This window comes from Streptomyces sp. NPDC097619 (genome assembly GCF_040302735.1).
Lineage (GTDB): Bacteria > Actinomycetota > Actinomycetes > Streptomycetales > Streptomycetaceae > Streptomyces.
The window spans coordinates 51283-72869 of record NZ_JBEOSD010000020.1 but is presented as its reverse complement, the minus strand read 5'-3'; the positions used below and the strand labels follow the sequence as shown (position 1 = coordinate 72869).

At 74.3% G+C, this 21587-nt stretch carries 18 protein-coding genes; 8 read left to right on the top strand and 10 right to left on the bottom strand.

Annotation, left to right across the window (positions count from 1 at the left end):
* Positions 1-101: 101 nt before the first annotated feature.
* Positions 102-3329 (bottom strand): TIM-barrel domain-containing protein, encoded by a 3228-nt coding sequence (locus tag ABTZ17_RS08620; protein WP_352194790.1) that lies wholly within the window; start codon positions 3327-3329, stop codon positions 102-104.
* 239 nt (positions 3330-3568) lie between these two features.
* Here ABTZ17_RS08620 and ABTZ17_RS08615 point away from each other — a divergent pair, with 239 nt between their 5' ends.
* Complete coding sequence (locus ABTZ17_RS08615; RefSeq protein WP_352194789.1) at positions 3569-4195, top strand: alpha-ketoglutarate-dependent dioxygenase AlkB; 627 nt, start codon at positions 3569-3571, stop codon at positions 4193-4195.
* A 100-nt stretch (positions 4196-4295) separates the two neighbouring features.
* Positions 4296-4757 carry a Crp/Fnr family transcriptional regulator gene (locus tag ABTZ17_RS08610; RefSeq protein WP_352194788.1) on the top strand — a complete coding sequence of 154 codons (462 nt, stop codon included), beginning with the start codon at positions 4296-4298 and terminating at the stop codon, positions 4755-4757.
* Between the two features lie 74 nt (positions 4758-4831).
* Here the strand turns inward: ABTZ17_RS08610 and ABTZ17_RS08605 are convergent, their stop codons facing one another.
* Positions 4832-6265: an amidase gene (locus tag ABTZ17_RS08605; RefSeq protein ID WP_352194787.1), complete on the bottom strand. Its 1434-nt coding sequence runs from the start codon at positions 6263-6265 to the stop codon at positions 4832-4834.
* Positions 6266-6650: 385 nt separating this feature from the next.
* Between ABTZ17_RS08605 and ABTZ17_RS08600 the strand changes: the two genes are divergently transcribed.
* Positions 6651-7097, top strand: coding sequence for a subtilase-type protease inhibitor (locus ABTZ17_RS08600; RefSeq protein ID WP_352194786.1), 447 nt, complete (start codon positions 6651-6653; stop codon positions 7095-7097).
* Positions 7098-7327: 230 nt separating this feature from the next.
* Positions 7328-8236, top strand: a complete 909-nt coding sequence (locus tag ABTZ17_RS08595; RefSeq protein WP_352194794.1) for a glycoside hydrolase family 19 protein — start codon at positions 7328-7330, stop codon at positions 8234-8236.
* A gap of 132 nt (positions 8237-8368) precedes the next feature.
* On the opposite strand, the gene ABTZ17_RS08590 is transcribed toward ABTZ17_RS08595, so the two are convergent.
* From ABTZ17_RS08590 to ABTZ17_RS08580, 3 genes are all read right to left on the bottom strand, one after another.
* Entirely contained in the window at positions 8369-8638 is a 270-nt protein-coding gene (locus ABTZ17_RS08590) for a type II toxin-antitoxin system RelE family toxin (protein ID WP_352194785.1), read from the bottom strand.
* A complete protein-coding gene (locus ABTZ17_RS08585; protein WP_352194784.1) occupies positions 8635-8991 on the bottom strand; it encodes a hypothetical protein in 357 nt (118 codons plus the stop codon). The genes ABTZ17_RS08590 and ABTZ17_RS08585 overlap by 4 nt, the downstream gene beginning before the upstream one ends.
* 79 nt (positions 8992-9070) lie before the next feature.
* Positions 9071-9931: a GNAT family N-acetyltransferase gene (locus ABTZ17_RS08580; RefSeq protein WP_352194783.1), complete on the bottom strand. Its 861-nt coding sequence runs from the start codon at positions 9929-9931 to the stop codon at positions 9071-9073.
* Positions 9932-10121: 190 nt separating this feature from the next.
* On the opposite strand from ABTZ17_RS08580, the gene ABTZ17_RS08575 reads away from it, so the two are divergent.
* Positions 10122-11780, top strand: a complete 1659-nt coding sequence (locus ABTZ17_RS08575) for a phospholipase D-like domain-containing protein (protein WP_352194782.1) — start codon at positions 10122-10124, stop codon at positions 11778-11780.
* Positions 11781-11828: 48 nt separating this feature from the next.
* Here the strand turns inward: ABTZ17_RS08575 and gad are convergent, their stop codons facing one another.
* The gene (gene gad / locus ABTZ17_RS08570) at positions 11829-13223 is read right to left on the bottom strand and encodes a glutamate decarboxylase (protein ID WP_352194781.1); all 1395 of its coding nucleotides are present in this window, start codon (positions 13221-13223) and stop codon (positions 11829-11831) included.
* A gap of 380 nt (positions 13224-13603) precedes the next feature.
* Here gad and melC1 point away from each other — a divergent pair, with 380 nt between their 5' ends.
* The gene (gene melC1 / locus ABTZ17_RS08565; protein ID WP_352194780.1) at positions 13604-14032 is read left to right on the top strand and encodes an apotyrosinase chaperone MelC1; all 429 of its coding nucleotides are present in this window, start codon (positions 13604-13606) and stop codon (positions 14030-14032) included.
* A 24-nt stretch (positions 14033-14056) separates the two neighbouring features.
* Positions 14057-14887 carry a tyrosinase MelC2 gene (gene melC2 / locus ABTZ17_RS08560; RefSeq protein WP_352194779.1) on the top strand — a complete coding sequence of 277 codons (831 nt, stop codon included), beginning with the start codon at positions 14057-14059 and terminating at the stop codon, positions 14885-14887.
* Positions 14888-14924: 37 nt separating this feature from the next.
* Here the strand turns inward: melC2 and ABTZ17_RS08555 are convergent, their stop codons facing one another.
* Both ABTZ17_RS08555 and ABTZ17_RS08550 read right to left on the bottom strand, forming a co-directional pair.
* Entirely contained in the window at positions 14925-15635 is a 711-nt protein-coding gene (locus ABTZ17_RS08555; RefSeq protein ID WP_352194778.1) for a response regulator, read from the bottom strand.
* Positions 15632-17242, bottom strand: a complete 1611-nt coding sequence (locus ABTZ17_RS08550) for a sensor histidine kinase (protein WP_352194777.1) — start codon at positions 17240-17242, stop codon at positions 15632-15634. The genes ABTZ17_RS08555 and ABTZ17_RS08550 overlap by 4 nt, the downstream gene beginning before the upstream one ends.
* Before the next feature lie 173 nt (positions 17243-17415).
* Here ABTZ17_RS08550 and ABTZ17_RS08545 point away from each other — a divergent pair, with 173 nt between their 5' ends.
* Positions 17416-18774 (top strand): cation:dicarboxylate symporter family transporter, encoded by a 1359-nt coding sequence (locus tag ABTZ17_RS08545; RefSeq protein WP_502994622.1) that lies wholly within the window; start codon positions 17416-17418, stop codon positions 18772-18774.
* A 39-nt stretch (positions 18775-18813) separates the two neighbouring features.
* Here ABTZ17_RS08545 and ABTZ17_RS08540 read toward each other — a convergent pair whose 3' ends face one another.
* Both ABTZ17_RS08540 and ABTZ17_RS08535 read right to left on the bottom strand, forming a co-directional pair.
* Positions 18814-19674, bottom strand: coding sequence for an ATP-dependent DNA ligase (locus tag ABTZ17_RS08540; protein WP_352194775.1), 861 nt, complete (start codon positions 19672-19674; stop codon positions 18814-18816).
* Between the two features lie 85 nt (positions 19675-19759).
* Positions 19760-21580, bottom strand: coding sequence for a trypsin-like serine peptidase (locus ABTZ17_RS08535; RefSeq protein WP_352194774.1), 1821 nt, complete (start codon positions 21578-21580; stop codon positions 19760-19762).
* Positions 21581-21587 lie beyond the last annotated feature (7 nt).

Sequence of the window (21587 nt, the reverse complement as noted above, 5' to 3'; positions counted from 1 at the left end):
GTCACGGACAAGACCCTCGCCTCCGACAAGGCCCTACGCACACGAGGCGAGCGGGAACTCGCGGGCCGAACACAGGGCCTGCGGGCGGGGGTGCCCGCCGGTCAGGGGGTGAAGGTCCACCTCTGGGCGGCCGAGCCGTCGCAGGCCGTCCGGGTCAGGGCGCCGCCGGAGGCAGGGGTGGCGCCGGCCGGGACGAGGCACTGACCGCCGGAGCGCAGGGAGCCCTGCGGACCCTGCTGCCAGTCCTGACCGGCCGTGCCGGTGCAGTTCTGCACGGTGGCGCGGGTCGTGGCGGCGCCGTCCAGGCAGACCCCGGCGAGTCCGGTCAGACGGCCGTCGGGGTGCAGGGTCCAGCGCTGGTTCGGGCCGCCGTGGCAGACGTACAGGGTGGGTTCGGTGCCGGGTGCGGTGGCGCTGCGCGGCAGGTCGGCGCAGAGGCCGGAGGCGTTGTGGACCAGGCCGGCGTCGGCGGGGAGCGGTGCGGCCCGCCCGGTGGCGGTGATCTCGGCGGCGCTGGTCCACGGTCCGCGTCCGCCCGCCTCGGTGAGGGCCCTCAGCCGGAGGTAGCGGCCGGTCTTCGCGGCGAGGGGCACGTCCTTGCGGGCCGCGGTGTCGGCGAAGGTGCCGGTGGCCACCGGGGTGCCCCAGTCGGCGGTGGTCTCCGCGACGTAGACCTCGTAGCGGCCGATCCTGCCGTTGCTCCCGCCGTCCTGACGGGGCAGGTAGCCGAGGCCGTCCAGGGTGTGGCGGGCCCCGAGGTCGATCTGGATCTCGTGGGGCAGGGCCGATCCGGTGCCCTTCCAGGCGGTGTGCCAGTGGGTGGCGGGGTTTCCGTCGAAGGCGCGGGCGGCGGCGCCGTTCTCCCCGGTGGTCTCCTGGCTGTCGACGTGGGCGAGGGTCCACCCGGTCTGCGGGAGGGGGGTGCCGGAGCCTCCGGAGACCGGTTCGCCGGCGGGCAGGGTGGTGCCGGCGGCCGTGACGGTGAACGCGGCGGACTTCTGGCCGGTCTTGACCCACAGGACGCCCTTGCGGTCGGCGGGGTCGAAGTACCAGCCGGTGGTGGCGGAGTCGTAGGCGGCCTTGGAGCCGAGCGCGGGCAGGGCGGATCCGTCGACGGTGACGCCGGTGGGGGCGCCGGCCACGTGCAGGCTGAACTCGTAGCCGCGCGTCGCCGGTTTGCCGGTGTAGGTGCCCTCGGCCGCGCCCACGGCGACGGTGACGTCTCCGGCGCCGGTCTGCGGGGCGGTCACCCGGACCTGCTGGCGGGCGTGGGCGCCCTGGAGGTGGGCGCGGGTCAGGCCGTCGTCCTCGTACAGGGAGAAGGAGGTGGTGCCGCGCGGGTGGATGTCGTAGGTGAGGGTGGAGACCGGCTTCTCGCCGGCGTGGTTCATCTGGGGCCACATCGGCACGATGGCGCCGCTCTTGACGAAGAGGGGCAGGGTGTCCAAAGGTGCCTGGTAGCCGTTGAGCCAGCCGGGTCCGGTCCAGGTGCGGCCCGTCCAGTAGTCCGTCCAGGTGCCGGCGGGCAGGTAGATGCCGTCGCGGACGGTGGTGTCGGAGACGACGGGGGCCACCAGGAAGGAGTCCCCGGCCATGAACTGGCCGCTGGTCAGGTTGCCCCGGGCCACCGGGTCGTCCGGGTACTCCAGGACGAGGGCGCGAGTGGAGGGCACTCCGGTCTCGTGGGCGACGCGGCTCATCGTGTACAGGTACGGGGTCAGCCGCATCTTCAGCTTGAGGTACTTGCGGTTGATGTCCAGGTAGGGCTGGGCGAACCGCCAGGGCTGCTTGTCCTGGTAGCCGACGGTCGGATGGGTCGCCCCCCAGCCCGACATGGTCATGAGGGCGGGGGTGAACGCCTTCCACTGGAGGTCGCGGACGTAGGTCTTCGGACTGCCGCCGAAGATGCCGTCCACGTCGCCGGAGGCGTAGTTCAGACCGGAGAGTCCGGCGCCGGCGATGGCGGGGACGTGCCACCGCATGTCGGCCCAGGTGCCGTAGGTGTCGCCGGTCCAGACGACGGCGTTGCGCTGGGTGCCCGCCCAGCCGTCCACGGTCCACACGAACCGGCGGGCGTCGGAGTTCTTCTCGATCCCGTCGACGGCCTGCTGCACCCCGTCGAAGGCGTACTTGTAGCCGCTGCCGATCCAGGCCACGTCGGTCTTGACCGCGCGGGAGCCCGCGGTGCCGACCTCACGGGCGATGTCCGTCAGGCCCGTGGAGGTCCACAGCCCGGTCTTGAACCCCTTGGCGGCCAGGGCGTCCACGGTGGACTTCAGGGGCTCGGTGTAGCCGCAGCCGTAGCCGTCGTTGGGGAGGAACCAGCCCGAGGGCATGTCGGCGGCGCGGGCGTCCTCGGCGTAGCCGACCACGTCGGGGGTGGTCTGGTGGCGGGCCCGGGAGTGGTCCCCCTGATAGTCCGGGTTCGAGGCGTTGAAGCAGTCGGCGTTGCCGAGTTCGAATCCCCACAGGGGGGCCATGAAGGGTTTTCCGCTGACGTCGGTGTAGGCGTCCAGGACGGATTTCAGGGAGTCCCCGGTGAAGTACCAGGCGTCGAAGCGGTTCTCGTCGTGGGTGAAGGCCCCGGGGGCGCCGAAGGCGTAGGAGCCGGGCGCCCAGGTGTTGCGCATCACCCCGTAGCCGTTGGTGGACATGTAGAAGGGGGCGGGGCTGGCATTGGTGTTCTCCCGCCACTTGTTGTCCACGGCCACCGGGACGGTCTTGTCCCGCAGCGCCCATTCCCCGAGCCGCAGCCCGGTCCCGTAGAACTGCTCCTCGGCCCCGCGGGCCAGGTACTGGGTGGTCCGGTTGCCGGTCCAGCTGGTGGGTTGGGTCTCCTGCCAGACGAGGGTGCGGTCGTCGGCCCGGTACACGGAGAAGCGGAGCGGGGACTTGTCGACGTGGATGGACAGGGCGCCGGTGGTGATCCGGTAGTGGGTCCCGGCGTCGGTGTAGGAGGTGGTGACGGGACCGAAGTCGGTGGTGACGGCGAGGTCCCGGCCCGCCGGGTCCTGGGTGAAGGCCCCGTCCGGGGAGAGCCAGAGCCGGAAGATGTCCGGCCGGGCGACGACGACCCGGGCGCGGGCCCCGCTGGACGTGGTGGCGGTGAAGGTGTTCCCGGACTGACCGAAGCCGGTGACGGTGCCCGCGGTGGCCGCCGCGGCGGGGGCTGCGGGGCCCAAGGCGGTCAGGCCGGCCGCGGCGAAGGCCGCGGCGAGCAGGGATCCGAGCGCCCGCCGGGGGCCGCGGGCGCGGGGCGGCCGCCGGGGGCGACGGCTCGGACGGTCGGGATGGTGCCGGTGCGCGGGGCGTAGCAGGCCGAGTCTCATGGGCACTCCAGCGGCGCGTCGTGCGGCCCGGGGCGCGTGGGGCGCCCCGGGACCCGCGAGTCGTTTGGCATGCGCCCGGCAACATAGCGCGAAGGGGCCCGGGAATGAAAGAAGCTGCTCGAAACTCCCGCACATCAATCATGTTCAAGCATCTCCACGCGTCAGGGCGGCGGGGGCAAGCCGCTCGACTCCGCTCGCACATTCGTACACCTGTTCGCCTCAGGGGGTAGGATCGAGCCATGCACGCGCACCTGCAGTCCTCGCTCTTCGACCAGGCCGACGAGGCCCGCCTCGGGCCGCTGACCGGCATCCGGCGGACGGACCTGGGCTCCGGGGCCTGGTACGACCTGCTGCCCGGCTGGCTCGACGGCTCCGACGCCCTGTTCGAACGGCTCGCCTCCGCGGTGCCCTGGCGCGCCGAGCGGCGGCAGATGTACGAGCGGGAGGTGGCGGTGCCACGACTGCTGGCCTTCTACGGGGAGGGCGCCCCGCTGCCGCACCCGGTCCTGGAGGAGGCCCGGGCCGCCCTGTCCCGGCACTACGCGGCCGAGCTGGGCGAGCCCTTCGCCACGGCGGGCCTGTGCCTGTACCGGGACGGCCGGGACAGCGTGGCCTGGCACGGGGACCGCACCGGCCGGTCCTCCCGCGAGGACACCATGGTGGCCATCCTCTCCGTGGGCGACCCCCGGGACCTGGCCCTCCGCCCGCGCGGCGGCGGCATGGCGCGGCGGCTGCCCCTGGGCCACGGGGACCTGGTGGTGATGGGCGGCTCCTGCCAGCGCACCTGGGAGCACGCCGTACCGAAGTCGGCACGCGCCGTGGGCCCCCGGATCAGCGTGCAGTTCCGGCCGCGCGGGGTGTTCTGAGGGGTTCCGGACGGGTTCGCGCCCGCCCATGGCCGCGACGGGCCCTTCTCGGCCACACTGGGACGGGGGGGCCGAGAGGGCACGAGGAGCGGAGTCCGCCGTGAGCACACCTTCCCCCACCCGCATCGCCGCCGTCCTGACCGCCGAGCACCGGGGCCGCCTGATGGCGCGCGCCCGCGAGGTGAACTTCCCCGAAGGGGCCCGGCTCTTCCAGGAGGGTGCGGGCGCCGAGGCGTTCTGGATCGTCCGGTCCGGCACGGTGACCCTGGAGATACCCGTGCCGGGCCGCCGCCCGGCCGCCATCGAGAGCCTGGGGCCCGGGGAGCTGGTGGGGTGGTCCTGGCTGTTCCCGCCCTACGTGTGGCAGCTCAGCGCGGAGGCCATGACCCCGGTGCGGGCGTACGAGTTCGACGCCCTGGAGGTGCGGATGCTCATGGACGCCGACCCCGCCTTCGGTTCGGCCCTCGGGCACTGGGTGGGCCGCATCCTCGCCCAGCGCCTGCACCAGACCCGCACCAGGCTCCTGGACCTCTACGCCCCGCACCTCACCGGACCGACCTGAGCCGGCGCGCGGTGCGGGGCGGCGCGTGGTAGAGGGGGGCATCCCCGCACCACGCGCCGGTCGGTCGGGTCGGTTCACCAGCAGGCGGGACGGCGGTGCGCCCACGGGCGCGCCGCCTCCAGCTGCGCGGACAGCGACAGCAGACCGGCCTCGTCTCCGTAGCGCCCGCCGAGCATGACCCCGATGGGCAGCCCTTCCGCGGTCCAGTGGAGCGGCAGGCTCACCGCGGGCTGCCCGGTGGCGTTGTACAGCGGGGTATACGGCGTGTACGCGGCCAGACCGGCGAACTCGGCGGCCGGATCGGCGTCGTTCCGGAGGGCGCCCACCTCCGCCGGGGGCCGGGCCAGCGTGGGCGTCAGGATCACGTCGTACGAGGACAGCAGCGCGTCCGCGACCAGCTGACCCAGGGCCCGGAAGGCGTACAGGGCCTCGGCGAACTCCGGTCCGGACACCCCGCGCCCGGCCTCGCGCAGGTGCCGGGTCAGGGGTAGCAGGAGCTTCTCGTCCCGCGGCTCCACCGGCTGGGTCGTCGCGGCCACCGCCCACACCTTCGAGAAGGAGTCGAGCAACCGCTCGTCGGCGGGCAGGGACAGCTCGTCCACCTCGTGACCCAGGGAGCGCAGCAGTTCCACCGCCCCGTCGAGGGCCGCCCGGCAGTCCGGGTGCAGCTCCACCCCCGGCACCGGGGGCTCCGGCAGGGCCACCACGCGTAGCCGCCCCGGCTCCCGGCGGGCCGCCGCCAGGAAGGTCTCCCCCGGCGGCAGCGAGGGCGCCCCGAAGGGGTCGCCCGGGGTGGGCCCGGCCAGCACGTCCAGCAGGGCGGCCGCGTCGGCCACGGTCCGGGCGAGCGGCCCGTCCGTGGCCAGCCCGGTCACGTCGTGCCGCACCGGCCCGGGGCTGATCCGACCACGGCTGGGCTTGACGGCGAACAGTCCGCACGCGGAGGCGGGGATCCGGAGGGACCCGCCGCCGTCGCTCCCGTGGGCCAGCGGCGCCAGGCCGCCCGCCACGGCCGCCGCCGCGCCGCCGGAGGAACCGCCCGCCGAGCGGGAGAGGTCCCAGGGGGTACGGGCGGCCGGACCGAGCGCGTTCTCCGTGTAGGCCGGGAGCCCGAACTCCGGGGTGTTCGTCTTGCCGGTCATCACCGTGCCCGCGGCCCGCAGGCGGGCCACCACGTGGTCGTCCCGGTCCGGCACGTGGTCCTCGTAGGCCCGCGACCCGAGGGTGCAGCGGACTCCCGCCACGAAGCTCAGGTCCTTCACCGGGACCGGCACCCCGTGCAGGGGGCCCAGCCCGCGACCCTCCCGGCGGGCGGCCAGGGCCTCCGCGGCCGCGCGCTCGGCCTGGTCCCGGGCCAGGTCCGGCGTCACCGTGAGGAAGGCCCCGAGCTCCGCGTCCAGACGCTCGGTCCGCGCCAGGTAGTGCTCCACCAGCTCCACGGGTGAGAGGTCCCCGTCGCGTATCGCCCCGCCCTGTTCCAACGCGCTCAGATCGTGCAGCCCGGACATCCGCGCTCCGCCTTCCGTTCGCCCGTCACGTGCGGCGATCCTCGCACCGCCGTGCGAGGACCACCAGGAGGAGTCGACCTTCCGGCCGGGACGGCCCGCGCTTCGGCCGGGTCCCGTCGGTCCGCCCGCCGAAGGGGCCGTTCCCGCCCGTGGGGCCGGAACCGGACCCCGCGCGCCCGGAACCCGGCGGTCGCGGGGTGGCACGGGCGGTCTTCGGACGAATCGCTCCGCGCACCCGGCGCAGGTCAGCGTCCGCCCGCCGCCACGATCTGCGCACGGACGGTCACCCGAGGTGACCTGAAATGACGTCAGGAGTCCACGGGGTCGCGGATCTTGGGCAAGACTGCCGTCCGATAACCGGAATCAACATTCGGGAGTGTTCGACATGCGGTTCATCGCACGCAGCCTCGGTGCCGTGGCGGCCGCCGCCGCCCTGACCGCGCTCGCCACGGCGGGCGGTCTCACCGGCACGGCCGGGGCGGCCCCGGCGGGCACGGCGAGCCTGTACAGCCCCTCCGCGCTGGTGCTCTCGGTGACGGCCGGCGAGGACCCGGCGGAGGGGACGGTCCTGCGGGCGGTCACCCTCAGCTGCGCCCCCACGCCGGGCGGAACCCACCCCGACCCGCAGGCCGCCTGCGCGGAACTCCTCGCCACCGGGGCCGGACTGGACACGATCACGGCGCAGGGCTCCGAGGCTCCGTGCACCCGGGAGTGGGACCCGGTGACGGTGACGGCCGACGGGGTCTGGCAGGGCCGCCGCTTGGCGTACAGCCACACCTTCGGCAACCGGTGCACGCACGCCAACGGCAGCGGATCCGTCTTCTCCTTCTGAGGCGCGGCGCCCCTTCCGGCGCGCCGCGGCGGCGCGGCCCCACCACTACCGCCCGCCCCCTGACGTCTCCCCCGCCTCACCTCCCCCAGGGGGAGACCGCGGGCCGGCCGGAGTCCCACCGGCCGGCCCGCATTGTTGGTCTAGACCTTGACAGGTACAGACCATTCCGATTCAGTGGCGGGAAGCCGCCGTCCGGCGGCAACTCCCCCCACCCGAGGAGCAGTTCCGTGATGCGTACGCTTGCCCGACGGGCGCTCGCCCTGCTGAGCACCACCGCCGCGGCCATCGGCCTCACCGTGGCCCTGCCCGCCTCCCCCGCCACGGCCGCCGACTGCGCGGCCCCCTGGGCCTCGTCCTCGGTCTACACCGGCGGCAACACCGTCTCCCACAGCGGGCGCAACTGGCAGGCCAAGTGGTGGACCCAGGGCGAGACCCCGGGCACCACCGGACAGTGGGGCGTCTGGGCCGACCAGGGCACCTGCGGCACCGGGCCGGGCCCCGACCCCGACCCGCAGCCCGGCACCTTCGTGGTGAGCGAGGCCCAGTTCCAGCAGATGTTCCCGAACCGCAGCTCCTTCTACACCTACGCCGGACTGACCGCGGCCCTCTCCGCCTACCCCGGGTTCGCCACCACCGGCGGGGCGACCGTGTCCCGGCAGGAGGCCGCCGCCTTCCTGGCCAACGTCTCGCACGAGACGGGCGGTCTGGTGCACGTGGTCGAGCAGAACCAGGCCAACTACCCGCACTACTGCGACGCCACCCAGCCCTACGGCTGTCCGGCCGGGCAGGCCGCCTACTACGGCCGCGGCCCCATCCAGCTGAGCTGGAACTTCAACTACAAGGCGGCGGGTGACGCCCTGGGCATCAACCTGCTGGCCAACCCCTACCTCGTGGAGCGGGACCCGGCCGTGGCCTGGAAGACCGCCCTCTGGTACTGGAACACCCAGAACGGCCCCGGCACCATGACCGCGCACACCGCCATGACCACCGGGCGCGGCTTCGGGGAGACGATCCGTTCGATCAACGGGGCGCTGGAGTGCAACGGCGGCAACCCCGCCCAGGTGCAGAGCCGCATCAACAACTACCAGCGGTTCACGGGCATCCTCGGGGTCGCCCCCGGGAACAACCTGAGCTGCTGATCGCACGGGGTCCCGGGTGCCGGGCCGCCGACCCGCGGGAGGGGTCGGGGGCCCGGCGCCTTCGTGTCGGGGCCCCGGCGGCCCCGGAGCCCGGGGCGGCGGCCTGCGGGTCAGGGGCCGGCGGCCTTCGGGTCAGGGGCCGGCGACGAGCCAGATGACGGCGACCGTCCTCGTGTCGGGGATGACCCGGTAGAGGATGGTGACGACCCCGCCGGTGTCGGCGGCCGGGGCGCAGAGGACCCGGCGGAGTTCGGCTCCGGTGAGCGGCTCGGCGCGACTGTCCGCCCGGGGGTCCTCGGAGAGCTGCTTCAGGGCCAGGTAGAGGGCCTTGCGTTCGCCCGGGGTGAGTTCGGCGACCTCGCGGTTGAGGCGTTCGGGCAGCAGGACGGTCCAGTCGCTCAACGGCCGCCCTCCCCCGCCGCCGTGCCGTCCGTGCCCTCGGGACGGGCGTCGAGCATCCCGAAGAAGTCGTCCATGCCCATCGTCTTCTCGGTGCCGTCGAGGGCGTCGGCGATGGCGGCGGCCACCTCCGGACTGCTGCGCAGGGCGAGCACGTGCCGGTACTCGGTCAGGACGGCGGGGACGGCGCCGAGGCGGGCGCCGTGCAGTCGGGCCTCGAAGGCGGCCAGGTCCAGCGGGGACACCAGGGCCAGGGCGGCCCTGAGGTCGGCGAGGGTCTGCGGGCCCTCTTCGGCCCGGATGCGGTAGGGGTCGGCGTACGGGGCGGCGGATGTGCCGGGGGACAGCGCGCTCATGGTGACCTCCGTCTCCCTTCCACCGTACGCCGATCTCCGCCGGGGTCGAGGGCCCGCGCGGGCCCGATTCCTCCGCCGGTCAGCCCAGTTCGAGGCTGGTCACGCCGTAGATGCCGGGCAGGTCCACCTCGGGTGCGGGCCCGGTGTACATGCGGGCGGCCTCGAAGACCGCTTCCAGGCCCAGTTCCTCCATGAGGGCGACGGCCGCGGGGTTGGCGTCGGGCACGTCCACGGAGACGGTGCGCCCGGGTGCCGCCGCCGCGAGGCCGTGCAGGAGGGCGGCGGCCGTGCCGGGGGTGCGGGCGTAGAGGGGACCGATCCGGGAGGGTCCGCTACAGGCCCGGACCAGGCCGAGGCCCTCGATCTCCCCGTCGCGGACGGCGGCGAGGAGGGTCCGGCCGGGCAGTCCGGTCCAGGCGGACAGGAAGCCCTCGCGGGGGGCGGGGAAGAAGCGGCGGTCGTAGGCGGCGAGGCGGGTGAAGGAGAGCGAGGCCCCGTCGACGATCCGCACCCCGGCCGGCGGGGCCGGGTCCCCGGCGGGCACCGCGCCCTGGAAGCGGACGTTGTTCCAGGCGGAACGGAAGCCGGAGCGGCGGTAGTTGTGTTGCTGTTCGACGACCCCGTCGAGGCCCGTCAGTCGACCGCGGAGCCGATCGGTGGCGGCGTTCCAGACGCGGAGGCCGTACCCCTGGCCGCGCAGGTCCGGGCGGGCGATGTAGAGGCCGATGAAGCCGAAGTCCGTTCCGTAGCGGACGGCGGAGACACAGGCGGCGGGCTCGCCGTGGAGACGGCCGACGAGGAAGCCGCCGGGGTCGGCGGTGGCGAAGGCGGTGATGTCGTCGTTCCCCGGGTTCCAGCCTTCCGCGTCGGCCCAGGCGCGCATGAGGTGCAGGTCGGAGCGGCTCGCGGCCGCGATCTCGAAGCCCTTGGTCGGTTCCATGGCGGGAGTTTGCCGCAGTCGGCGACCGACCGCGGGCAGGTGTGGCCGATTCCGGTACGACGGTGTGCGGGGGCCGCGCGGGAGTTGGTACCTTCCGCGAGTTGATCTTGCCGGCGCCCCGCGCGGCGGCCGGACCGCGCGCCGACCACGCGCGGCGTCGACGATTCCGTGACTCAGGCAAGGAAGCACCGTGTTCCGCCTTCGGCTCAGCCGTACCCTTCTCCCGGCCCTCGCGCCGGTGCTCGCCCTCTCCCTGCTGCCCGCGGCTCCGGCCGTCGCGGCCGCTCCGTCCGACCCGGCCGTCGGGGCCGTGCGGGGGTCGGGGGACCCCACGCCGCACCTCGACGCCGTGGAACGCGCCCTGCGGGAGGTGTCCCCGGGGCTGGAGGGGCGGGTCTGGGAGCGCACCTCCGGCAACCGCCTCGCCGGTACGGCCGCCGAACCCTCCGGCTGGCTGCTCCAGACCCCGGGCTGTTGGGGCGACCCGGCCTGCGCGGACCGGCCCGGCACCCGGCGGTTGCTCACCAAGATGACGGAGGACATCGCCCGCGCCGAGCACACCGTCGACATATCCACGCTCGCCCCGTTCCCGGACGGCGCCTTCCAGGACGCGATCGTGGCGGGGCTCAAGGCGTCCGTGGCCGCCGGGCACCGGCCGAAGGTCCGGGTACTGGCCGGCGCGGCGCCCGTCTACCACCTGAACGTGGTACCCGCGAAGTGGCGGGACGAGGTGGTGGCGAAACTGGGGACCGCCGCCGGCTCGGTCGCGCTGACCGTGGCCTCGATGACCACGTCGAAGACGGGGCTCTCCTGGAACCACTCCAAGCTGCTCGTCGTCGACGGCCGGTACGCCGTCACCGGCGGCATCAACAACTGGAAGGGCGACTACCTGGACACCGCGCACCCGGTGGCCGACGTGGACCTGGCGCTGGCCGGTCCGGCCGCCGGTTCCGCGAGCCGCTACCTGGACGCGCTCTGGGAGTGGACCTGCCGGAACAGGAACAGTTTCACCAGCGTCTGGTTCGCCGCCTCCGAGGGTGCCGCGTGCACCCCCTCACTGGCCGACACCGTGCCGACGGCCGATCGCGCACCGGCGGAGGGCGACCTGTCGGTGCTGGCGGTCGGCGGGCTGGGCATCGGCATCGCCGACCGGGACCCGCTCTCCGGCTTCCGCCCCGCGCTGCCGTCCGCCGCCGAGGCGCGGTGCGGGATCGCGGCCCTGCCCGACCGCACCAACGCCGACCGGGACTACGACACCGTCAACCCCGAGGAGAGCGCCCTGCGCGCGCTGGTCGGCTCGGCCGTCGAGCGGATCGACATCTCCCAGCAGGACATGAACGCCACCTGCCCGCCGCTGCCGCGCTACGACATCCGGCTCTACGACCTCCTGGCGGCCAAGCTCGCCGCGGGGGTGAAGGTGCGGATCGTGGTCAGCGACCCGGCCAACCGCGGTGCCGTGGGCAGCGGGGGCTACTCGCAGATCAAGTCCCTGGCGGAGATCAGCGACCTGCTGCGGGACCGCCTGACCCGACTCACCGGTGATCGCGCCACGGCGCGCGCCACGATGTGCTCGGGGCTCCAACTGGCCCCGTTCCGGGCCGCGGCGACCCCGGTGTGGGCCGACGGTCACGCCTACGCCCAGCACCACAAGCTGGTGTCCGTGGACGGCGCGGCCTTCACCATCGGCTCCAAGAACCTCTACCCGGCCTGGCTCCAGGACTTCGGGTACGTGGTCGAGGACCGGGCGGCGGCGGACCGGCTGAAGCGGGAACTCCTCGACCCGCAGTGGACCTTCTCGGGCCCGGCCGCCACCGTGGACTGGGAGAAGGGGGTCTGCCCGGCCGCCTGAACCGGCCGGGCCCGGTGGACCCGGGCCCGGCCCCCGGGCCCGCCCCCGTCAGTGGTGGAAGCCGGAGCGGTCGGCGTCCGCCTGCGGGGCCGGGGCCGACAGCACCTCCACCGCCCGGCGCAGGTCCGCCGCCAGCAGGGACATCTGGTCCCGCGTCACCCCGTGCCGGATGAGCACCCGTTGGATCACCGTCCCCTCCCGCTCGGGGGGCAGCGGGTACGAGGGCACCTGCCAGCCCCGCATGCGCAGCTGGTCGGAGAGGTCGTACAGGCTGAAGCCCGCGCCCTCCGGGTCGGTGAGGGTGTACGAGACCGCGGGGAGTGCTCCCGTGCCGTCGTAGAGCAGGGTGAAGGGGCCCATCTCCGCGATGACCGAGGCGAGTTCGCGGGCGGTGTCCGCGCACGCCTGTTGGACCCGCCGGTAGCCCTCCCGGCCGAGCCGCAGGAAGATGTAGTACTGGGCGATGATCTGGCCGCCGGGGCGGGAGAAGTTCAGGGCGAAGGTGGGCATGTCCCCGCCCAGGTAGCTCACCCGGAACACCAGCTCCTCGGGGAGCAGGTCGGCCTCGCGCCACAGGATCCAGCCCACCCCCAGCGGGGCCAGTCCGTACTTGTGGCCGGAGGTGTTGATCGAGGCCACCCGCGCCAGCCGGAAGTCCCAGACCACCTCGGGGTGCAGGAAGGGGGCCACGAAGCCCCCGCTGGCGGCGTCCACGTGCACGGGTACGTCCCAGCCGTGTTCGGCCTGGATCCGGTCCAGCTCGGCGGCGATCTCCGCCACGGGCTCGTAGTCACAGGTGTAGGTGACCCCGAGGATGGCCACCACCCCGATGGTGTTCTCGTCAACGTACCGCGCGAGCTGGTGCGGGCGCAGCCCGGTGGCGCCCTCCTCCAGCGGCACCTGGCGCAGCTCCACGTCGAAGTAGCGCGCGAACTTCTCCCAGCAGACCTGGACCGGCCCGCAGACCAGGTTGGGCCGGTCGGTGGGCAGGCCCGCGGCCCGGCGGCGCTCCCGCCAGCGCCATTTGAGGGCCAGTCCGCCGAGCATGGCGGCCTCGCTGGAGCCCGTGGTGGAGCAGCCGGTGGCGGCCGCGCCCCCGCCCGCGCCGGGGGCGTTCCACAGGTCGGCCAGGATGTTGACGCACCGGGACTCGATCTCCGCGGTCTGCGGGTACTCGTCCTTGTCGATCATGTTCTTGTCCATGCACGCGTCCATCAGGCGGTGCACGGCCTCGTCGGTCCAGGTGGTGCAGAAGGTGGCGAGGTTCTGCGCGGCGTTGCCGTCCAGCAACAGCTCGCTGTCGATCATCGCGTGCACGACCCCCGGCGGGGTCGGCTCCTCGGGCATCCGGTACTTGGGCAGGACGTGCCCGCTGAAGGCGGAGGCGAAGACGTCGGTGGCGGCGTCTCCGTCCCGCGGTGCGCGTGTGGTGTGCAGGGCCATGGGTCCAGTCAAGCAGCGCTCACGGGATGTTCCGGTCATTTAAGGCATCACGGACAGGAGTGCGCGCCGCGATCCAGGCGCTCCACCCGCCGGACTCCGTCAGGAGCGGCCGAGGGATCGCGCCGGCTTTCCCCTGTGAGGGCGACCACCATGACGCGCGTAGACGAAAAGATCTTCACCGCTTCCCCCACGTGACAGCGGAATATTCGCTTCATCTCCGCATGGCACAGGAGAACCGCAAGATCGACAAACTGGTTTTGGGCGCAACTTATCCCTCTGTGTCCGGATCGCGTCTCCCGCCCCGTGCCCGACTTCCCGGGGTCAGAACCTCACTGATAGTCATCACTCGCTCCATCCGATCCGAACGAGGACCGACCGTCATGTCTGAACTCACGCGCCGCCGCGCCCTCATAGCGGGCGCGGGCACCCTCGCCGCCCTGGGCGCGGCCGCCGCCGCGCAGGCCATCGCCGCCCCCGCCGACCACGCCGGGACGGCCGACCACTCCGGCCACGGGACCACCCCTCCCGGCGCGGGCACCGCTCCCGCCCCCTTCGACGAGGTCTACAAGGGCCGCCGCATCCAGGGCGCCGCAGATCCGCACGCCGGCCACGGCGGGCACGGCGCCGGCCACGGGGTCGGCTACACCGTCCGCGTCGACGGCGAGGAACTGCACGTCATGCGGAACGCCGACGGCACCTGGATCAGCGTGGTGAACCACTACGAGACCTTCGCGAACCCGCGTTCGCTGGCCCGCGCAGCCGTGACCGAGCTGCAGGGCGCCACGCTCGTCCCGATCCAGACCTCCTGACCGAACCACGGGGAAGCACCACCGATGACCACGCGAAAGAACCAGTCCGCCCTGACCACGGACGAGAAGGCCCGCTTCGTCAAGGCCCTGCTCGAACTCAAGCGCAACGGCACGTACGACACGTTCGTGACCACGCACAACGGCTTCATCATGAGCGACACCGACTCGGGCGATCGGGTCGGGCACCGCTCGCCCTCCTTCCTGCCCTGGCACCGCCGGTTCCTGATCCAGTTCGAACAGGCCCTGCAGTCCGTCGACCCCTCGGTGAGCCTCCCGTACTGGGACTGGACCGCCGACCGCACCACCCGCTCCACGCTGTGGGCCCCGGACTTCCTCGGCGGCAACGGCCGCTCGCGGGACGGCCAGGTGATCGACGGTCCGTTCGCCCACTCCGGCGGCAACTGGCCGATCAACGTCCGGGTGGACGGCCGCAACTTCCTGCGCCGCGCCCTCGGTTCCTCGGTGGCCGAGCTGCCCACCCGCGCCGAGGTGGAGGGCGTCCTCGCCATGACCACCTACGACATGGCCCCCTGGAACAGCTCCTCGAACGGCTTCCGCAACCACCTGGAGGGCTGGCGCGGGGTCAACCTCCACAACCGCGTCCACGTCTGGGTCGGCGGCCAGATGGGCACCGGCGTCTCCCCCAACGACCCGGTCTTCTGGATGCACCACGCCTTCATCGACAAGCTCTGGGCCGACTGGCAGCGGATGCACCCGCAGTCCCCGTACCTGCCGGCCGCGGGCACCACGAACGTGGTCGACCTGAACGACACCATGCGTCCGTGGAACGACGTCACCCCGGCCGACATGCTCGACCACCGGAAGTTCTACACGTACGACACCGACGCCGCCTGACGGCGGCCCACCGACGGCCGGACGGTCGCCCCCGGGCTCAGGGGCGGCCGTCCGGTCCGGACACCCAGCGGTAGTGGAGCTCGGGCCGGCCCACCTGGCCGTAGCGCGGGGCGCGCACCGCCCGGTCGGTCTCCACCAGGTGTTCCAGGTACCGCCGGGCGGTGATCCGGGAGGTGCCCGCCGCGGCCGCGGCGGCCGCCGCCGTGATCCCCTCCGGTGCCGCGCGCAGCACCCCCGCCACCCGTTCCAGGGTGGCGGGGCTCAGTCCTTTCGGGAGGGCCGCCGGCTGCGGGGCGCGCAGGGCGGCCAGGGCGCGGTCCACGTCCTCCTGGCCGCCCGCCTCCCCCGCCGCGGTGCGGAACCGGGCGTAGCGGAGCAGCCGGTCGCGCAGGGTGGGGAAGGCGAAGGGCTTGAGGACGTACTGCACCACGCCGAGGGCCACGCTCTCGCGGACCACGGTGAGGTCGCGGGCGGAGGTCACCGCGATGACGTCCACCCGGTGGCCGGCGGCGCGCAGGCTCCGGGCGAGGCCGAGGCCGTGTCCGTCGGGCAGGTAGAGGTCCAGGAGCAGCAGGTCCACGGGGACGCGGTCGAGGATCCGGCGGGCCTCGGCCACGGTGTGGGCGGTGCCGACGGCGGTGAAGCCGGGGACCCGGCCCACGTAGAGGGCGTGGGCGTCGGCCGCCACCGGGTCGTCCTCGACCACGAGCACGCGCACCGCGTCGGGAGGCGTCTCGGGGGCGGTCACGGGGTGCGCTCCGCTTCCGCCCGCGGCCGGGGGGCGGTCCGGGGGCCGGGCAGCGGGAGGCGGACGGTGAAGCGGGCGCCGCCGCCCGGGGCGGCGTCGGCGCCGACGGTGCCGCCGTGGCGGTGGGCGGCCTGCCGGACGAGGGCGAGGCCGAGGCCGCGCCCGGGTCCCTTGCCGGAGCGTCCCGCGGCGAACACGTCGGTGTCCTCGGGGAGTCCGGGGCCGTTGTCGGTGACGGTCAGTTCGACCGCGGTGCCGGTGCCGCGGGCGGAGACGGTGACCCGGGCCCCGGGCCGTCCGGTGACGGCCTCGACCGCGTTGTCGACGAGGTTGCCGAGGACGGTGACCAGGTCCCGGGAGGGCAGCACGGGGGTGGCGGGGAGGTCGCTGTCGGGGGTCACCAGCAGCTCCACCCCGCGTTCGTGGGCCTGTGCGGTCTTGCCGAGGAGGAGGGCGGCGAGGACCGGTTCGGCCACGGCGGTGACCACCTGGTCGGTGAGGGCCTGGGCGAGTTCGAGTTCGGCGGTGGCGAATTCGACGGCCTCGTCGGTGCGGCCGAGCTCGATCAGCGAGACCACGGTGTGCAGCCGGTTGGCCGCCTCGTGGGCCTGGGCCCGCAGGGCCTGGGTGAACCCGCGTTCGTGGTCGAGTTCCCCGGCCAGGGCCTGGAGTTCGGTGTGGTCGCGGAGGGTCACCACGGTGCCGCGGCGGCCGCCGCCCGCCACCGGCGAGGTGTTGACCACGAGGATGCGGTCGGCGGTGACGTGCACCTCGTCCACCCGGGCGCCGTCGGCCAGCAGGGCACCGGTGAGCGGGGCGGGCAGGCCGAGCTCGGCGGGGCTGCGGCCGACCACCTCGCCGGTCAGCCCGAGCAGGGTCCGCGCCCCGTCGTTGACCAGGGAGATCCGGCGCCGGCCGTCGATCATCAGCAGCCCCTCGCGGACGGCGTGCAGGGTGGCCTGGTGGTAGTCGTGCAGGCGGCTGAGCCCGGCGGCGTCCATGCCGTGCGTGTGGCGACGGAGCCGGGCGTTGACCACGTACGTGCCGAGCCCGCCGAGGGCCAGGGCCCCGGCGGCGCCGACGGCGAGGACGACGAGCCGGGCACCGAGCCGTTCGCCCACGGCCTCCACGGTGATGCCGGCGCTGACCAGGCCGGTGATCCGGCCGCCGTCGTACAGGGGGGTGACCACCCGGATCGAGGGGCCGAGTGTGCCCGTGTAGGTCTCGGCGAAGGTCTCGCCGCGCAGGGCCGGGGCGGTGTTCCCCAGGAAGGTGGCTCCGATGTGGCGCGGGTCGGGGTGGGTCCAGCGGACCCCGCGCGGGTCCATGATCGTGACGAAGTCCACCCCGGAGTCGGCGCGGACCCGCTCCGCGTACGGCTGGAGGACGGCGGAGGGGTCGGGGCCCCGGACCGCCTCGCGCACGGAGGGCGAGTCGGCGACGGCCCGCGCCACGGCCCCGGCCTGTCGGCGGGCGGCCTCCTCGGCCTGGTCGCGGGCGGCGAACCAGCCGCCCACGGCGCATCCCGCCACGACGAGGGCCATCAGGACGGCCTGTACGGCGAAGAGCTGACCGGCCAGGCTGCGCGGCCGGGGGATGCGGAACATGGCGCTCAGTGTGCACCCGGCGGTGAACTCAATGAACGCAAGGGTGACCGGGGTCACAGGGTGGTGGACAGTCTTGGCGTCCCCACCCGACCTCGTTCCAGGGAGCCACCGTGTCCGCAACCCAGAGCCGCGCACCGGGCCGTGACGGCCGGACCCATTACCTCTACATCGCGGTGATCGCCGCCGTCGTGCTCGGCGTCGTCGTGGGCTTCGCGGCACCGGGCACGGCGGTGGCGCTCAAGCCGCTGGGCACCGGTTTCGTCAACCTCATCAAGATGATGATCTCGCCCGTGATCTTCTGCACGATCGTGCTGGGCGTGGGTTCGGTCCGCAAGGCCGCCAAGGTGGGCGCGGTCGGCGGGCTGGCGCTGGGCTACTTCCTGGTGATGTCCACGGTGGCGCTGGCCATCGGGCTGCTGGTGGGGAACCTGCTGGAGCCCGGCAGCGGGCTGCACCTGACCGAGGCCGTGCGCAGCGCGGGCGAGGCGCAGGCGAAGACCGGGGGCGCGGAGTCCACGGAGGAGTTCCTGCTGGGCATCGTGCCGACCACGATGGTGTCGGCGTTCACGGAGGGCGAGGTCCTCCAGACGCTGTTGGTGGCGTTGCTGTGCGGTTTCGCCCTGCAGGCGATGGGCAAGGCCGGTGAGCCGGTGCTGCGCGGGATCGGGCACGTGCAGAAGCTGGTGTTCCGGGTGCTCGGCATGATCATGTGGGCGGCGCCGGTGGGTGCCTTCGGGGCGATCGCGGCGGTGGTCGGGGCGACCGGCATGGACGCGCTGAAGTCCCTGGCGGTCATCATGATCGGCTTCTACACGGCCTGTCTGCTCTTCGTGTTCCTGGTGCTGGGGACGCTGCTGAGGCTGTGCACGGGGATCAGCGTCTTCGCGCTGCTGCGTTACCTGGGGCGGGAGTTCCTGCTGATCCTGTCCACCTCCTCCTCGGAGTCGGCGCTGCCGCGACTCATCGCGAAGATGGAGCACCTGGGGGTGTCCAAGCCGGTCACCGGCATCACGGTGCCCACCGGCTACTCCTTCAACCTGGACGGCACGGCGATCTACCTGACGATGGCCTCGCTGTTCGTGGCCGAGGCCATGGGCGACCCGCTGGCGCTGGGCGAGCAGGTCTCGCTGCTGCTGTTCATGGTGGTCGCCTCGAAGGGGGCGGCCGGGGTGACGGGGGCCGGTCTGGCCACCCTGGCCGGTGGTCTCCAGTCGCACCGGCCGGAGCTGGTGGACGGGGTGGGCCTGATCGTGGGCATCGACCGGTTCATGAGCGAGGCGCGGGCGCTGACCAACTTCGCGGGCAACGCCGTGGCCACGGTGCTGGTGGGCACCTGGACCAAGGAGTTCGACCGGGAGCGGGCCGCGGAGGTCCTCGCGGGGCGGCTGCCCTTCGACGAGCGGACCCTCCTCGACGAGGAGGGGACGACCGAGGAGGAGACGACGGAGGAGAAGGCCGCGGAGCGGGTCGGTCCGGCCGGCGCGGAGCTGCCCGGGAGCCGTCCGGTGCCCGGCGGGACCCCGGTGCGCTGAGCTCCCTCGCGGTCCGGCCCCTCGGGCACGGCCCCGCCGTCAGGTCGGCGGGGCCGTGCCCAGTCCGAGGACGGTGATCTCGGCGTGCCGGGCCGGGCCGGTCGTCACCTCGGCGGTGAGGCCGACCGCGCAACCGGCGTACGGCTCGCCGTCCTCGGTGGTGGACCGCCGTCCGGGCCCGGCTTCCGTGAGGAAGTCCGCGGCCCGGGCGGCGGTCTCCGGCGTGAGGGGGCCGGTGGCCCGGTGCCGCCCGTCGGGGAGTCGTACGACCAGGCGTTTGGGCCGGACGGAGGCGCCGAGGTAGCCGACCACGGGCAGCGGGACGCGGTCCTCGTGGCGGAGCGTCCGCCAGGCGCCGGGCGCCCCGTAGGGGGCGTCGCCGCGTTTGGCGACCACCGCTTCCACGCCCTGCTCGCGCAGGGACTCGTACCAGAGGAGCGCGGTCTCGTGGTCGTCGGCGGCGGGCACGGGCTGGAGCGGCGGACCGAGGGGGTCGAGGAGGTCGAGGAGGAGGAGCCGGCGCTCGGTCCAGGGCAGCCGGCGGACGTCGCCGTGGGAGGGGTGGGCGAGGAGGTCGAAGGCGGCGTAGGAGCCGGGCCGGTCGTCCGGTCCGGCGGGCCCGGTGCGGTTCCGGGCGGCGGCCGGGTCCAGGGCGCCGTCGCGCCAGAGCACGGCGGCGCCGTCGAGGACGGTGCCGGGGGCGAGGCGGTGCGCGGCACGGACCAGGGCCGGCCAGGCCCCGCCCAGGTCACGGCCGGTCCGGGTGAGCAGCCGGGGTCCGGCGGGGAGTCGGTGCACCAGCAGTCGCCGTCCGTCGAACACCGGCTCGAACCACCAGCCGGGGTCGGAGGGAAGGGTGGTGACGGGTTCGGCGGAGGCGGCGGTCACGGGGAGTTCCACGGTCCCAGCCTGCGGAATCGGGCCCGGCGGCGGCCTCGCGCCACACCGGGAGGGGCCTCCTGGAGGGACCGTCCGGCGGGTCGGTTCACCGGACCACGGGCGGGACCAGGAAGCGTGCCGGCCCGAGGGCGCGGCCGGTGTCGGGGTGGAGCCGGAGGCTGCCGTCACCGGCCAGGACGAACAGGTCGTCGGGACGGCCGTTCGCGGTGTGGACGCCGGCGGTGGCGAGCCGGACGGTACGGCCCGCGGCCGAGGGGGCGGCCAGTCGGATCCCGGGGCGGATCCCGGCGGGGCTCAGGTCGGGGGTGAGGGTGCGGCCGCCGTCGGCCCAGCGGACCGTCAGGTCCCAGGTGCCACCGGGGCCGCCGGTGAAATCGCCGCCGGCCAGTTGGAGGGCGTTCTTCCAGACGGCGTTCGGCGGGAGGAGCCGCTTCTCCCGGCTCAGCTTCACGGTGGGGCCGACCTCGGTGTAGAGGCCGACCTCGCCGTCGGACCAGCGGACGACCAGGTCGTCGGCGCGCTGCCCGGCGTTCCAGCGGCCCGCGGCGATCTGCGCGGCGTGCGTCCAGGTGCTGTTGGCGGCGCGCAGCACGGTCTGTCGTCCGGTGCCGCCGCTGCCCGCGAGGTCGGCGTGGAGGGTGACCCGGCCGTCGGACCAGCGGACGACGAGGTCGCTGCCGGAGCCGCCGGTGAACTCGCCGGCGGTGACGGTCACGGCACGGGTCCAGGTGCTGTTCGGGGCCTGCAGCCGAGTCTCGCCGGTGAAGCCGCCGCGGCCGTCCCCGCGGTGGACGGTGACCTCGCCGTCGCCCCACACCACCAGGAGGTCGGCGAAGGAGTCGTTACCGGCGAACCGCCCCGAGACGAGCTGCCGGGCGTGGACCCAGGTCTCCCCGCCGCCGAGGGAGTAGGGGAACGGCGGCTTGGCGGCGGGGGCGCGACCCGCGGCGGCGGCCTCGTAGAGCTCGAAGGCGGCGGCGCCGTAGACGGGGCTGAAGGAGACGGCGGGGTCGTTGGTGAGCAGCCCGCCGCCGTTCCAGCCGCCGAGGTTCCCGACGAGCTTCCCGGTGCCGGTCCGCTCGTCGTAGTCCATGAGGAACGGGCTGCCGGAGGTGCCCCCGTAGTAGCCCCCGCAGGCGAAGCGGAGCTGCTGGTACCCGGTCAGACGGGTGGTCCCGGTCGTGCAGCGGACGGCCCGGTCGGCGGGGACGCTGCGACTGCTGGGGTAGCCGATGACGGTGACGGGGATCCGGTCGCCGGGGGTGCGGGTGAGCGTGTTGCCGCCGGTGACCTGCTCGATCCGGCGGCCCTCGGCGTCGGGGAGGACCGAGGCGAAGGCGAAGTCGAGGTCGGAGCCGGGGCCGAAGCGGGTGTACCGGTTGTCCCGGTAGGCCCGGGCCACGGCCCAGATGCCGTACGGCTGACGGTCGGCGGGCACGCCCGTGCGGTACCGGGGGACGAAGGCCGTCCGGGTGCCCAACGAGCAGTGGGCGGCGGTGGCGATCAGGTCGAGGCCGGGGCTGCGGACGACGCTCGCGGTGCAGCTGTGCGTGTTCAGCGCCGCGTCCACGTAGTAGAGGGTGCCAACGGTCGGCGATCCGTCGTACGGGGTGCCGGTGGGGATGCCGTACCGGGACCGGGACGGGGCGGCGGGGGCCGTCTTCGCGGCCGGCGCCCCGGTGGCCGGGGCGGCGTCCGCCATCCGTGCCGGGGTCCAGAACCGGGCGGCGGCCGCGGCGTCCCAGCCCTCCGGGGCCGTGGTGACGGCCGGGGTCGGCGGGGCGGCGGGGCTCGCGACGGCGGCCGGCGCGGTGGGGGTGTCGGCGGCGTGGGCGGGCGGCGGAGCGCAGGTCAGGGCGGCGCAGGCGAGCACGGCGAGGGCGCGGACCCGGTGTGAGGAAGCCACAACGGCC

Excerpts from the sequence above, each read along its gene's own strand:
- melC2 (WP_352194779.1), top strand. The coding sequence starts at position 14,057 with ATGACCACGCGAAAGAACCAGTCCGCCCTGACCACGGACGAGAAGGCC.
- melC1 (WP_352194780.1), top strand. The coding sequence starts at position 13,604 with ATGTCTGAACTCACGCGCCGCCGCGCCCTCATAGCGGGCGCGGGCACC.
- ABTZ17_RS08595 (WP_352194794.1), top strand. The coding sequence starts at position 7,328 with ATGCGTACGCTTGCCCGACGGGCGCTCGCCCTGCTGAGCACCACCGCC.
- ABTZ17_RS08580 (WP_352194783.1), bottom strand. The coding sequence starts at position 9,931 with ATGGAACCGACCAAGGGCTTCGAGATCGCGGCCGCGAGCCGCTCCGAC.
- ABTZ17_RS08615 (WP_352194789.1), top strand. The coding sequence starts at position 3,569 with ATGCACGCGCACCTGCAGTCCTCGCTCTTCGACCAGGCCGACGAGGCC.
- ABTZ17_RS08620 (WP_352194790.1), bottom strand. The coding sequence starts at position 3,329 with ATGAGACTCGGCCTGCTACGCCCCGCGCACCGGCACCATCCCGACCGT.
- ABTZ17_RS08550 (WP_352194777.1), bottom strand. The coding sequence starts at position 17,242 with ATGTTCCGCATCCCCCGGCCGCGCAGCCTGGCCGGTCAGCTCTTCGCC.
- ABTZ17_RS08605 (WP_352194787.1), bottom strand. The coding sequence starts at position 6,265 with ATGTCCGGGCTGCACGATCTGAGCGCGTTGGAACAGGGCGGGGCGATA.
- ABTZ17_RS08600 (WP_352194786.1), top strand. The coding sequence starts at position 6,651 with ATGCGGTTCATCGCACGCAGCCTCGGTGCCGTGGCGGCCGCCGCCGCC.
- gad (WP_352194781.1), bottom strand. The coding sequence starts at position 13,223 with ATGGCCCTGCACACCACACGCGCACCGCGGGACGGAGACGCCGCCACC.
- ABTZ17_RS08585 (WP_352194784.1), bottom strand. The coding sequence starts at position 8,991 with ATGAGCGCGCTGTCCCCCGGCACATCCGCCGCCCCGTACGCCGACCCC.